9 protein-coding genes are annotated in these 12,439 nt (G+C 65.4%); 6 read left to right on the forward strand and 3 right to left on the reverse strand.

What is annotated here, in order from left to right; all coding sequences use genetic code 11:
- Window positions 1-180: 180 nt before the first annotated feature.
- Complete coding sequence (locus tag ABQZ09_RS18995) at window positions 181-1,392, reverse strand: acyltransferase family protein (RefSeq protein WP_349777637.1); 1,212 nt, start codon at window positions 1,390-1,392, stop codon at window positions 181-183.
- 161 nt (window positions 1,393-1,553) lie between these two features.
- Between ABQZ09_RS18995 and ABQZ09_RS19000 the strand changes: the two genes are divergently transcribed.
- From ABQZ09_RS19000 to rpfC, 6 genes are all read left to right on the forward strand, one after another.
- Window positions 1,554-2,504 carry a LytTR family DNA-binding domain-containing protein gene (locus tag ABQZ09_RS19000; RefSeq protein ID WP_349777638.1) on the forward strand — a complete coding sequence of 317 codons (951 nt, stop codon included), beginning with the start codon at window positions 1,554-1,556 and terminating at the stop codon, window positions 2,502-2,504.
- Between the two features lie 257 nt (window positions 2,505-2,761).
- Window positions 2,762-3,887 (forward strand): peptide chain release factor 2 gene (gene prfB, locus ABQZ09_RS19005; RefSeq protein ID WP_104581439.1). Its coding sequence is split into 2 segments (ribosomal slippage): window positions 2,762-2,836 and window positions 2,838-3,887, totalling 1,125 coding nucleotides; the frame shifts between segments, so codons are not numbered across the junction.
- Between the two features lie 178 nt (window positions 3,888-4,065).
- The gene (lysS, locus tag ABQZ09_RS19010; protein WP_179455286.1) at window positions 4,066-5,583 is read left to right on the forward strand and encodes a lysine--tRNA ligase; all 1,518 of its coding nucleotides are present in this window, start codon (window positions 4,066-4,068) and stop codon (window positions 5,581-5,583) included.
- 140 nt (window positions 5,584-5,723) lie between these two features.
- Entirely contained in the window at window positions 5,724-6,860 is a 1,137-nt protein-coding gene (gene rpfG, locus ABQZ09_RS19015; protein WP_349777639.1) for a cyclic di-GMP phosphodiesterase response regulator RpfG, read from the forward strand.
- Window positions 6,861-6,870: 10 nt separating this feature from the next.
- Window positions 6,871-7,488, forward strand: a complete 618-nt coding sequence (locus ABQZ09_RS19020; RefSeq protein WP_184557470.1) for an RpfH protein — start codon at window positions 6,871-6,873, stop codon at window positions 7,486-7,488.
- Window positions 7,489-7,495: 7 nt separating this feature from the next.
- Window positions 7,496-9,676: a sensor histidine kinase RpfC gene (gene rpfC / locus ABQZ09_RS19025; protein ID WP_039564523.1), complete on the forward strand. Its 2,181-nt coding sequence runs from the start codon at window positions 7,496-7,498 to the stop codon at window positions 9,674-9,676.
- A 12-nt stretch (window positions 9,677-9,688) separates the two neighbouring features.
- On the opposite strand, the gene rpfF is transcribed toward rpfC, so the two are convergent.
- Both rpfF and rpfB read right to left on the reverse strand, forming a co-directional pair.
- A complete protein-coding gene (rpfF, locus tag ABQZ09_RS19030) occupies window positions 9,689-10,558 on the reverse strand; it encodes a diffusible signal factor synthase RpfF (RefSeq protein ID WP_039408133.1) in 870 nt (289 codons plus the stop codon).
- Between the two features lie 177 nt (window positions 10,559-10,735).
- Window positions 10,736-12,418 (reverse strand): fatty acyl-CoA ligase RpfB, encoded by a 1,683-nt coding sequence (rpfB, locus tag ABQZ09_RS19035; protein ID WP_039408135.1) that lies wholly within the window; start codon window positions 12,416-12,418, stop codon window positions 10,736-10,738.
- Between the last annotated feature and the right edge of the window lie 21 nt (window positions 12,419-12,439).

Raw genomic sequence — 12,439 nt, forward strand, 5'->3', positions numbered from 1 at the left:
TCGGGTGGGAGCACGTCGCCTGGCAGCAGCACTGGATGCAGGGAGTGGTGGAATTCGATTCCGGTGTCGTACGCATGCACCTGCTAGTTGACGAGGGCTCCATATCGACCCGCGATCGCTGCCTGCGGTGTCGCACAGCCAGCACGTTTGCATGACGAGGCAGGACCGTGGCGCGGGCCATTACGCCGTCATCGCTGGTGTGGTCTGGCGCGTGCGGGTCTCCGGCGCGTGCATCGTCATGCCGAACAACGGCCGCAGCCAGCGCACGCGGCGGATCAGGTATTCGTGCAACAGCAGGCACCCCGCCACGGTGGCAAGCAGCACCAGCGCCGGCTCCAGCCAGGGGCCCAAGTGCAGCGGCGCCAGCCAGTACAGCGCCAGGATGATCAGGCTTTGATGCAGGATGTACCAGGGGAACACCGCCTGGGTGCAGTACGGCAGCCAGGCAAACGGGCGATTCAGACGCTGTCGTGCCCAGCCCAGCAGCGTGAGCAGGGCCAGCCAGGTATAGGTTGCACGGGCCAGTCGTTCCACCACATCCCAACGTACCGTCGCCAGCATGTCGGACAGCTGTGCAGGATCGAGCGTACGCCCCAGATGCCGGATGCCCAGCTCGAGCGTGATCGCCAGCAGCGCCGCGATCAGGGTCGGCCAGCGCAATTGCACCACCCAGTCCCAGAAGCGTGCGCGATGGGCCAGCACAGACCCGAGCACGAACAGCGGAAACGATTCGGCATGCACGAACCAGTCGCCAACCAATGCGTGGGTCGGCGGATGGCGCGGCATCACCCACAGCACGCAGAAGGCTTCCCACAGGATGGGGACCAGCAGCAGGGCCGGGCCCGCAATGGAGCTGGGCAGACGCGGCAGGGTGACCGGCAAGGCCCGGCCCAGCGCAATCATCGCCATCAACACCAAGGTGTAGGGCAGCAGATAGGCCAGGTACCACAGGTGGTTCCAGGTGATGCCGTGTTCCCAGCCATCGAAGCTGCCGGCCGGCCACGGCCGCAGCTGCCAGTAGCGCAGCAGAAAGTTGCCGAACCCCGGGACCACCTTCCCGTTGCTCACGCCCTGGCAGTAGGCCTGCACTGCCACCACGACGAACATGCCGAACACTAGCGGCGGCAGCAAGCGCCCGCAGCGCCGCCACGCGAACTGCCACGGCGCACGCTCGGCCCGCGCCAGGCCGATCGCCATGCCCGAGATCAGGAACAGCAGCGGCATCCGCCAGCGGTTGAGCGCAATCATCGGCGGCTGCAGCCAGTCGGTGGTGTAGGCGCTCTTCAGGTGGAAATCCCAGCCAGCAACGTAGGCCATGCCTACGTGATAGAGGATCAGCAGGGCGAAGGCGAAGACGCGCAAGGCATCGAGATCGTGGCGGCGCTCGGTCATGGTGCGGTCGGTAACGGAAGAAGTGGGTGCATGCTGCCCGCCGGCCCGCAAGGGCATAGGTGTCAGGGGTGGAAGTGCCCCGGCGTAGTGACCAGTGGTGCCGTCCCAGGGACGAAAGGGGGCGGCGGGGGTGACGGTTTCGCCCCGTCGCGCAGGCCTCTATGATCGCCAGCTGCCAACTGCGGACGTGTGCAATGGAAACGACCGGGCCACGCCCGCCGACACCCAGGGACGGAGTGCGTCACTTCGCCACGCGCTGGGCGGTGACGATCTGGTTGCTGGTGTTCTACCTGAGTGCATTGGGCAACACGCTGAGCGCGTGGCTGGCAGGGCGCCGCGATGGCGAGGCGATCGTGCTGTGGCAGGTGTTGAGCTGGGAGTTGAGCAGCGCCACTGCGGCGCTGTTGCTGTTGCCGGCCGTGCTCTTTCTCTGCGCCCGATGGCCGCTGGAAGCCGCTGCTTGGCGGCGGCGCCTGCCGCTGTATGCGGCGGCTGCGCTGGGATGGTGGTTGGCGCATGTGGCCGGCATGGTGGTGTTGCGTATGTCGATCTACGCCCTGGCCGGTACCCATTACGACTTCGGGGGCGGGCTGCAGTGGATGTACGAGCTGTCCAAGGATCTGCGCACCTTTGCCCTGCTGGTGGCGTTGCAGCACACCTTGAGCTGGTACGCGCGGCGCCGCCAGGGCGAGGCGCATCTGCTCGCCGCGCCGGAGGAAGGCCCGCCAGTGGAGCCGTTGGACCGGCCGGAGCGCTTTCTGGTGCGCAAGCTCGGTCGGGATTTTTTGGTGGCTACCGCAGATATCGAATGGATCCAGGCCTCGGGCAACTACGTCAACCTGCGCGTGCGCGGGCATGACTATCCTCTGCGCAGCACCATGGCGGCGATCGAGGCCAGGCTGGACCCGGCCGTGTTCGTGCGCATTCACCGCAGCTATCTGGTCAATCTTGGGCAGGTGCAGGCCATCGAGCCGGCCGATTCGGGCGACGCGCGCGTGCACCTGCGCGACGCCACCGTGTTGCCTTGCAGTCGTAGCCATCTGGTCACGCTGCGCGCGCACGCCGGGCAGGCCGCGGCCGGGTCCAGGACCGAGCCACTGCCGGTGCGCTGACTGGCAACCCGGTCCGGGCAGGAAGATGCTCGGGTACGCACGGCGTGTCGCGCATTGGGTCCGGCGTCGCGCGCCGGGCGTCGCAGCCGTTGCGACACTGGCGCGCAACGCTGGCGATATTGCACTGGTCGAGCGGGCGCGAGAGGGCAGGTGCGCGTCGCCGTCCCCGTTGCGCGGCATGGACGGGCAGACGCCACCGCGTTCCGCCGCCGCCGCCCGCTTGCTAAACTAACCAGCTTGTTTGCCGGAAGTCCGTCATGATCGAAACCAATCCGATCCGCCAGCGCATCACCGATCTCAACGATCGCGTGCTCTCGCTCAGGGGGTATCTTTGACTACGACGCCAAGAAAGAGCGTCTAGAGGAAGTCAGCCGGGAGCTGGAAAGCCCGGACGTATGGAACGACGCCGAACGTGCCCAGGCCCTGGGACGTGAGCGCTCCATGCTGGAAAAGACCGTCATCGGCATCGCCGACGTGCTGGCCGGCCTGACCGATGCCGGCGATCTGCTCGAGCTGGCCGACAGCGAGCAGGACGAAGACACCGCCGTGGCGGTGATCGCCGATCTGGACAAGTACCAGGCGCACGTGGAAAAGCTGGAATTCCAGCGCATGTTCTCCGGCCAGATGGACGGCGCCAACGCCTTCGTCGATATCCAGGCCGGCGCCGGCGGCACCGAGGCACAGGACTGGGCCGAAATCCTGCTGCGCATGTACCTGCGCTGGGCGGAGTCGCGTGGTTGGAAGACCGAGCTGATGGAAGTGTCCGGCGGTGAAGTGGCGGGCATCAAGTCGGCCACCGTGCGCATCGAAGGCGAGTACGCCTATGGCTGGCTCAAGACCGAAATCGGCGTGCACCGGCTGGTGCGTAAGTCGCCGTTCGACTCGGACAACCGCCGGCATACCAGCTTCACCTCGGTCTTCGTATCGCCGGAGGTGGACGACAACATCGAGATCGACATCAACCCGGCCGATCTGCGCACCGACGTGTATCGCTCCTCCGGTGCCGGTGGTCAGCACGTCAACAAGACCGAATCGGCCGTGCGTATCACGCACATCCCGACCAATACGGTGGTCGCCTGCCAGACCGGCCGCAGCCAGCACCAGAACCGCGACAACGCGATGAAGATGCTGGCCGCCAAGCTGTACGAGCTGGAAGTGCAGAAGCGCAATGTCGAGCGCGACGCACTGGAAGCGACCAAGTCCGACATCGGCTGGGGCAGCCAGATCCGCAACTACGTGCTCGATCAGAGCCGCATCAAGGATCTGCGCACCGGCATCGAGCGTAGCGACACGCAGAAAGTGCTGGACGGCGACCTGGACGAATTCGTCGAGGCCAGCCTGAAGGCGGGTCTGGCAGCGGGTTCCAAACGCCTGGATGCCTGATCGCGGTACGACGTCGGCATCAAGCTACCGGCGGCGCGGCATGACGAGGCGGCCTGTGCGCTATGTCCGGGTCGCGCGACACCCGCGCGACGTCGCACTGTAAAAACAGGAGCCAGCGCTGCCGGCTTCTTACTCCCCACCGGGCACGCGCCCGACCTATCGCAGACCGATTCCCGCCATGACCGAACAGACCCCCGCGCCGCAGATCCCCGCCGACGAGAACAGCCTCATCGCCGAGCGTCGCGCGAAACTGGGCGCGTTGCGCGGCCAGGGCATCGCCTATCCGAACGACTTCGTGCGCGAACACTTCGCCGGTGATCTGCAGGCCGAATTCGCCGATGCGCAGACCTGGACCGCAGAGGCGCTGGAGGCCAGCGGGCGCACGGTGCGCATGGCCGGCCGCCTGATGGCCAAGCGGGTCATGGGCAAGGCCAGCTTTGCGCAGATCCAGGACGAATCCGGGCGCGTGCAGCTGTTCCTGCAGGGCAATGTGCTCGGCGATGCCTATACCGCCTTCAAGGGCTGGGACGTGGGCGACATCGTGGCAGTGGAGGGTGGGCTCACCCGCACCAAGACCGGCGAGCTGTCGGTCAAGGCCAGCGCGCTGCGCCTGCTGACCAAGTCGCTGCGCCCGCTGCCGGACAAGTGGCACGGCCTGTCTGACGTGGAGCAGCGCTACCGCCAGCGCTACGTCGACCTGATCGTGACCCCCGAGGCGCGCGAGGTCTTCATCAAGCGCTCCAAGATCATCCGCGCGATGCGCGCCTGGCTGGACGCGCGCCGCTTCCTGGAAGTGGAAACGCCGATGATGCATTACATCCCCGGCGGCGCCACGGCCAAGCCGTTCACCACCCACCACAACGCGCTGGATCTGGACTTGTACCTGCGCGTGGCCCCGGAGCTTTATCTCAAGCGCCTGGTGGTCGGTGGCCTGGAGCGCGTCTACGAGATCAACCGCAACTTCCGCAACGAAGGCGTGTCGACCCGGCACAACCCCGAGTTCACCATGCTCGAGCTCTACGAGGCCTATGCCACGTACCACGAGATCATGGATCTGACCGAGCAGGTCATCCGCGACACCGCACAGACGGTGCTGGGGACCACCCAGGTGAGCTGGGACGGCGCCGACATCGATCTGGCGCCGGCTTTCCGGCGCTGGCGCATGGATGAGGCCGTTCGTCACCACAACCCTGAGATCAGCGCCGCCGACTGCACCGACCGCGAGGCGCTGCTGCGCCATTGCGAGCGGCTGAAGATCCGGGTCAAGCCGTCCTACGGCTGGGGCAAGCTGCTGCTGGAGATCTTCGAAGCCACCGTCGAACACACGCTGGTGCAGCCGACCTTCATCACTGACCATCCGGTCGAGGTGTCGCCGCTGGCGCGTTCCAGCGACACCGAGCCGGGGTACACCGATCGCTTCGAGCTCTTCATCAATGGCAAGGAGCTGGCCAACGGCTTCTCGGAGCTCAATGACCCCGAAGACCAGGCCGCACGCTTCCAGGCGCAGGTGCAGGCCAAGGACGGCGGCGACGACGAAGCCATGCATTTCGACGCCGATTACATCCGTGCGTTGGAGTACGGCATGGCGCCGACCGGTGGTCTGGGCATCGGTATCGACCGTCTGGTGATGCTGCTGACCGGCAGCACCTCGATCCGTGACGTCCTGCTGTTTCCGTATATGCGGCCGGAAGCCTGACTTTTTTGTGCCAAGCGCGTGCTCACGGCACAGATACTGCATATGCTAGGGCGGAGCCTCGAACGCCGTGACGTTCGGGGGAGTCGACAGAGGGGTCGACGTCATCGCTTTTCCGTTCTCGGGATAGAGGAGCAACGGCTATGCAGGATGTTTTAGGGAGTCCGGACGGCATCGTGTCGGCGGATACATGGGGAAGCTGGGCGGAAAAGGCGGATCTGGGATTGAACATCGTCATTGTCGATGACCAGCTGTCTGCGCGGACGATGCTGCGCCATGTCATCGAGGACATCGCGCCGGAACTGAAGGTCCATGATTTCGGCGACCCGCTCGACGCATTGGCATGGTGCGAGGCCGGGCGCGTGGATCTGTTGCTGCTCGACTACCGCATGCCGGGCATGGATGGTCTGGAGTTCGCACGCCGGCTGCGCCGGCTGCCCAGTCATCGCGACATTCCGATCATCCTGATCACCATCGTCGGCGACGAGCCGATTCGCCAGGCAGCGCTGGAAGCCGGTGTGATCGACTTCCTGGTCAAGCCGATCCGCCCGCGCGAATTGCGCGCGCGGTGTTCCAACCTGCTGCAGCTGCGCCAGCAGAGCGAAAGCGTCAAGCAACGCGCGCTGTCGCTGGAGCAACGCCTGCTGGCCAGCATGAACGAGGTCGAGGAGCGCGAGCGCGAAACCTTGTCGCGGCTGGCGCGCGCCATCGAGTACCGCGATTCGGGCACCAGCGCGTTCCTGGAGCGCATGTCGCACGTTGCCGGCCTGATCGCCGAGCAACTGGGGTTGTCGGAAGAAGAAGTGCGCATCATCGAGATGGCCGCGCCGCTGCACGACATGGGCAAGATCGCCATTCCCGATGCGGTGCTGCTCAAGCCGGGCAAGCTCACCGACGACGAGATGAGCATCATGAAGCGCCACCCGCGGATTGGCTACGAGCTGCTCAGCGGCAGCCAGAACCGCTTCATCCAGGTCGGCGCCCTGATCGCGCTGCGCCACCACGAGCGCTACGACGGCACCGGCTACCCGGATGGGCTGGTCGGCGAAGCGATTCCGCTGGAGGCGCGCATCGTGGCGGTGGCCGACGTGTTCGACGCCTTGCTGTCGCCGCGCCCGTACAAGGAAGCGTGGACGATGGATGCCGCACTGGCCTATCTGTACGCGCAGCGCGGCCGCCTGTTCGATCCGCGCTGCGTGGATGCGTTGCTGCGCGGTCGTGCGCAGCTTGACCAGATTTGCGGGGAATTCTCCACCGCATCGGCGCGACCCGGGGTGTGAGGTGAGGGCGGTGCTCGGCCAGCTGCGGGACCGGCTTGCGCGGCGTCCCGACAGCGAGCATGGCCAGGCGATGGTGCGCATCGTCATGATCCTGCTGATCCTGGCCTACACCCTGGCATTCGCCTCGCACTGGCAATTGTCCCGGCACCAACTGCAGCTGCTGCTCGGCATGATCGCAGTCGGGCAGGCCGGGGCGGTGCTGATCTTCGCGTGGATAGTGGTGAGGCCACGGCGCTCGCATCTGCGCCGCACGCTCGGCATGCTGGCCGACTATGGCCTGATCGGTCTGGCCATGACCTGGTTCGGCGCGCCGATGGCCTGCCTGTCGGTGGTATTGCTATGGGTCACCATCGGCAATGGCCTGCGCTTTGGCAGCCATGCCCTGCAGACGGGCACCGCAATGGGTGCGCTCAGTTTCGGTATGACACTTGCCAATAGTGTGTACTGGCAGCAACAACTGGAGCTGGCGATCGCGCTATTGGGTGCGCTGGTCATCATTCCCATGTCATTGTTGCGTCTGTTACACGAGGGCGCGGACGCGTGCGTTGCGCGGTTGCCCCACAGGATCGGCGACGCGGCAGCGACGCACGAACGGATTCCCACACCAGCGACGCCACCGCGCGTCTGAGGCTTCTATGACGTCTCCCTTGCCATGGTTGAAACGACGCCTGTCCGGGCGGGCGGATACGGAACACGCACAAAACCTGATCCGCATCATCATCACCACGTTGTTCATTTCGTACCTGGGCTGGCGCTATCAGCACACCCATGGCGATACCTTGATGGCCACCTGGCTGATCCTGGTCGGCGAGCTGGTGGTGTCGCTGGGCCTGATGGTGGCCATCCTGCTGCGACCGCAGGTCTCGCATACGCGCCGCCTGATCGGCATGCTGCTGGACTACACCTGCACCGGCGCCATCATGGCGATCCAGGGCGAGCCGGCCTCGCCACTGTATGCGGTGTGCATGTGGGTGACCATCGGTAATGGCCTGCGCTATGGCAGCAACTATCTGCGTGCGGCGACCGCGATGGGCAGCCTGTGCTTTCTCAGTGCGATCCTGATCTCGCCGTACTGGAAGGCCAATCCGTATCTCAGCTGGGGCCTGTGGCTGGGCCTGATCGCGGTGCCGCTGTATTTCGACTCGCTGCTGCGTGCGATGACCCGCGCCGTGCGCGAGGCGCGCCATGCCAACCAGGCCAAGAGCCGCTTTCTGGCCAACATGAGCCACGAGTTCCGCACCCCCCTCAACGGGTTGTCGGGCATGACCGAAGTGTTGGCGACCACGCGCCTGGACGCGGAGCAGAAGGAATGCCTCAACACCATCCAGGCATCGGCGCGCAGCCTGCTGTCGCTGGTGGAAGAGGTACTGGACATCTCGGCGATCGAAGCTGGCAAGATCCGGATCGATCAGCGCGATTTCTCGCTGCGCGAGCTGATCGGTTCGGTCAGCATGATCCTGCAGCCGCAGGCCAGGACGCGCGGGCTGGACTACGCCATGCAGGTGGCCGCCGACGTGCCGGACCTGCTCAAGGGCGATACCGGCCATCTGCGCCAAGTGCTGCTCAACCTGGTCGGCAATGCGGTCAAGTTCACCGAATACGGGCACGTGCTGCTGCGGGTCACGCGGCTCTCCGGCAGTGCCGAGCAGTCGGTGCGGCTGCGTTTCGAAGTCGAAGACAGCGGCATTGGCGTACCGCTGGACATGCGTCCGCGGCTGTTCGAGGCCTTCGAGCAGGCCGACGTCGGCTTGTCACGACGCTACGAGGGCACCGGGCTGGGCACCACGATTGCCAAGGGCCTGGTGGAGGCGATGGGCGGCAGCATCGGGTTCAGGGAGAACAAGCCCAGCGGTAGCGTGTTCTGGTTCGAGTTGCCGCTGACGATCGGCGAGCCGTCCAGGGCCGCCCCCAGCCGTGCGGCGGCCAGTGCGCTGGAAGAGGTACCCGACGAGCTAGAGGCGTCCAACGTCATCGCCTTCTCCAACCCGTTCCTGCGTCACCGCGCCCGCGTGCGCAGCATGCGCATGCTGGTGGCCGACGACCACGAAGCCAACCGCATGGTGCTGCAGCGCCTGCTGGAAAAGGCAGGGCACAAGGTGCTGTGCGTCAATGGTGCCGAGCAGGTGCTCGATGCCATGGCCGATGAAGACTTCGACGCGGTGATCGTGGATCTGCACATGCCGGGCATGAATGGCCTGGACATGCTCAAGCAACTGCGGGTGATGCAGGCCAGCGGCATGCGCTACACGCCGGTGGTGGTGCTCAGCGCCGACGTGACGCCCGAAGCCATCCGCGGCTGCGAGCAGGCCGGTGCACGCGCCTTCCTGGCCAAACCGGTAGTGGCGGCGAAATTGCTCGACACCCTGGCCGATCTGGCCGTCAGCACGCGCCCGTTGGCGAGCCCGGCCACCACGGTGCAGTTGCCGACCAGTTTCGAAGGCGTGCTGGATGCGAGCGTGCTGGACGAGCTGGCGGCATTGGGCATGGGCGACGAGTTCGAACGTCAGTTCGTACGGCAATGCCTGGAAGATGCGCAAAACTGCGTGGCTGCGATCGAGCGCGATGGCACGCGCTCGGACTGGGAGCAATTGCGCGAGAGCGCGCATGCGCTACGTGGCGTTGCCAGCAACCTGGGTCTGGCGCAGGTGGCCACCAACGGCGGCGAGCTGATGCGCATGGCCGATTGGCAGTTGCAGGCCGAATGGCGGCAGCGCCTGTCCGTGCTGCGTGAGCAATTGACGGCGGGCAAGGATGCACTCGACGCACGCGTGCGAGGCGTCAAGGACGACGAGTGCTCCCCCCGTAGTAGCGAATAGACCGCCGCCGCATCAGCCCGCGTCGAGCCCGGAGCGCCGCGACTGCGCGCGCACCAGGCGGTCCATCGTGCGCAGCGATTTCTCGCCGAGCTGCATCGCCGTGTCGACCCAGATCTCGGTGATGCGCATCATCTCCTCCAGCGGCACGGCGGTGGTCATCTCGCGCACCTGCTGCATCGCTGCCCAGGCGTGCGGGGTGCGCTTGCTCTCGCGGATGACCTGTTCCACCGCGGCGATACCCTGGCCGCGCGGCACCACGCGATCCACCAGCCCCATGCCGAGCAGTTCCTCGGCCGAATACAGATTGCCTTCGAGCATGATCTTCTGCGCCAGCTGCGCGCTGACACGCTGGCACATGAAGGAATAGGCGCCCATGCCCGGGAACAGGTCGAACAGCACTTCGGGCAGCCCCATCATCACGCCTTCCTCGGCAATGATGGTGTGGCAGCTCAGCGCCGCTTCGAAGCCCCCGCCCAGCGCATTGCCCTGGACAAGTGCAATGCTGTGCGCACGCGCGCCCAGGCCGACGTGGAAGGCATGCACGCCGCGCACGCAGCGCTGCGCGTAGTCGAGCAGGCGCGCGCGGTCGCCTTCGCGAATCAGCTGGCAGAACAGGGCCAGGTCGCCGCCGAGATTGAACACGTCGCTGTCCGAGGCCAGCACCACGTGCGGCGCGAGCACGCCGGCGGTGGTGAGGCGCTGGCCCAGGTTGGTCTGATAGCCGGTGATGTCGTCGACCAGGCGCGTCGAAAAGCAGGCGCGCCCCGGGTTGATGGCCAGGTCGGCATGCATATGGATCCAGTACACGTCACGCTGCGGTTCTTCGATGATGCGGAGGGTGGAGCCGATATTGGTGCGAATGAAGGGTTGAACTGCAGACATGGTGATTCTCCGTGAAGACCGTCCGGCCGGCTGCCTTGCGGACGGAGAAAAGGGTGAACGCCTGAGCGTGCGCCGACATCCGATTCTATGCGTGCAAAAGCGAACGCCCGCAAGGCCTTGCGGCGTTGCGGGCGTGCCTGGAGGCTGAACGCCCCGGTCGATCACGGTGCTGCCGCTTTATGCCTTGGGTGCATCCCGCAGTTCGCGGCGCAGGATCTTGCCGACGTTGGTTTTCGGCAGTTCCTTGCGGAACTCGATCACCCTGGGCTGCTTGTAGCCGGTCAGGTTGGCACGGCAATGCGCCTTCACGTCCTCGGCGGTCAGGGCGGGGTCCTTCTTCACGATCACGGCCTTGACGATTTCACCGGATTTTTCATCCGGCACGCCGACTGCTGCCACTTCCAGCACGCCGGGCAGGGTGGCGATCACGTCTTCGATCTCGTTCGGGTAGACGTTGAAGCCGGACACCAGAATCATGTCCTTCTTGCGGTCGACGATGTAGACAAAGCCACGCTCGTCCATGCGCGCGATGTCGCCGGTGTGCAGCCAGCCGTCGTCGTCCATCACCTTGGCGGTTTCGTCGGGCTTCTTCCAGTAGCCCTTCATCACCTGCGGGCCCTTGATGCACAACTCGCCGATCTCGCCGACCGGCAGCGCCACGCCGGCGTCGTCCTTGATGCAGGCATCGGTGGACGGAATCGGCAGGCCGATCGCGCCGTTGTAGTCCTTCAGGTCCATCGGGTTGATGCAGGCGGCCGGTGAGGTTTCGGTCAGGCCATAGGCCTCGACCAGGGTCAGCCCGGTCACTTTCTTCCAGCGTTCGGCCACCGATCGCTGCACGGCCATGCCGCCGCCCAGGGTCATCTTGAGCGAGGAAAAATCGACCTGATCGAAGCCGGGCGTATTGAGCAGGCCGTTGAACAGTGTGTTGACGCCGGTGAAGGCGGTGAAGCGGGTCTTCTTCAGTTCCTTGACGAAGCCGGGCATGTCGCGCGGATTGCTGATCAGGTGATTGCAACCGCCGATCTTCATGAAGACCAGGCCGTTCGCCGTCAAGGCGAAGATGTGGTACAGCGGCAGCGCGGTGATGACGACCTCGTTGCCTTCCTCCATCTTGCCGGTGCCGGCCAGCCACTGGTGCGCCTGCTGCATGTTGGCCACCAGGTTGCGGTGGGTCAGCATCGCGCCCTTGGCCACGCCGGTGGTGCCGCCGGTGTATTGCAGGAACGCGATGTCGTCCGCTTCGATCTGCAGGGTCGGCACCTTGTGCTTGCGGCCCAGCGCCAGCGCCTCGCGGAAGCGGATCGCGCCCTTGATGCGGTACTCCGGCACCAGTTTCTTGACGTACTTGACGACGAAGTTGACCAGCGCGCCCTTCGGAAAGCCAAGCATGTCGCCCAGGCCGGTGGTGATCACCTGCCTGACCTGCGTGTCGGCGATGACCTGCTGCACGGTGGTGCCGAAGTTGTCGATGACCACCAGCACGCTGGCACCGGAGTCGATCAGCTGATGCTTCAACTCACGCGGTGTGTAGAGCGGATTGACGTTCACCACGGTCAGGCCGGCACGCAGAATGCCGAAGGTGGCGATCGGGTACTGCAGGCAGTTGGGCATCATCAGGGCGACGCGGTCGCCTTTCTTGAGCTGCAGCTCGCCCAGCAGATAGGCAGCAAACTGGTCGACCAGCTGATCGGCCTGCCGGTAGGTGATGGTCTTGCCGAAGCTGTGATACGCAGGACGATCGGCAAAGCGGCTGACCGAGGTCGCAAACACCTCGGCGACCGTGCGGAACTGTTCCAGATCGATCTCGGCGGCGACGCCGGCCGGATAACTTTGCAACCAAGGACGTGCCTGATTCATCTGCCCCCCTCCAGGGTGTTC

The sequence above is a fragment of the Xanthomonas sp. WHRI 6106 genome (genome assembly GCF_040202405.1).
Lineage (GTDB): Bacteria > Pseudomonadota > Gammaproteobacteria > Xanthomonadales > Xanthomonadaceae > Xanthomonas > Xanthomonas cannabis.

Coding starts and splice junctions, on each gene's coding strand:
- ABQZ09_RS18995 (WP_349777637.1), bottom strand. CDS start 1,392: ATGACCGAGCGCCGCCACGATCTCGATGCCTTGCGCGTCTTCGCCTTC.
- ABQZ09_RS19000 (WP_349777638.1), top strand. CDS start 1,554: ATGATCGCCAGCTGCCAACTGCGGACGTGTGCAATGGAAACGACCGGG.
- lysS (WP_179455286.1), top strand. CDS start 4,066: ATGACCGAACAGACCCCCGCGCCGCAGATCCCCGCCGACGAGAACAGC.
- rpfG (WP_349777639.1), top strand. CDS start 5,724: ATGCAGGATGTTTTAGGGAGTCCGGACGGCATCGTGTCGGCGGATACA.
- rpfC (WP_039564523.1), top strand. CDS start 7,496: ATGACGTCTCCCTTGCCATGGTTGAAACGACGCCTGTCCGGGCGGGCG.
- rpfF (WP_039408133.1), bottom strand. CDS start 10,558: ATGTCTGCAGTTCAACCCTTCATTCGCACCAATATCGGCTCCACCCTC.
- rpfB (WP_039408135.1), bottom strand. CDS start 12,418: ATGAATCAGGCACGTCCTTGGTTGCAAAGTTATCCGGCCGGCGTCGCC.